Source organism: Psychrobacter sp. ASPA161_6 (assembly GCF_051970285.1).
Taxonomy (GTDB): Bacteria; Pseudomonadota; Gammaproteobacteria; order Pseudomonadales; family Moraxellaceae; genus Psychrobacter; species Psychrobacter glaciei.
On the sequence record NZ_JBEFNJ010000017.1, the window covers coordinates 1 to 498 of the forward strand.

1 protein-coding gene is annotated in these 498 nt (G+C 45.0%); it reads right to left on the reverse strand.

The window, feature by feature from the left end; translation table 11 throughout:
• On the reverse strand, window positions 1-498 hold a 498-nt coding region (locus ACTQ9T_RS14570; RefSeq protein ID WP_440465493.1), incomplete at both ends, for a hypothetical protein.

The window sequence follows — 498 nt, forward strand, 5'->3', positions numbered from 1 at the left end:
AGTGCAGCAGTTATCGCATTACCAGCTGCAGCAGCTGCATCTACTTGACCTTTGGTCGCAGCATCTGTTGCTGCTACGCCTTCTCCTACATTGGTGATAACTGTTCCACCAGCATTAAGACCTGTAGCTGTAATGCTTGGGCCTATTGCGCCATTGACATCAGTAAAGCTTAAACCTGCTTGGTTAAGGGCTGTACTATTGATACCATCTGTGACGGTAAAACCATTTGCACCATAGCTGCTGATATTAGTGCCATCATCGATTCTGACGCCAGTATTATTAACAGTAGTGTTACCAGTAGTCAGGCTACCTGCTGCACCAAGGTCAATGGCTTCAGCGAGGTTGTAAACAATCTCGTTGTCATTAACAGTGGAGACGAGGTTGCCATCCGTGTTGGTGAAGTTAATTGTTTCACTGAGTTGAACATTGTCAGCGGCATTATTATTTGCACTGAGATTAAATCCTTGGTTAATAGCAGTGGTGTTGCTGGTTGTACGA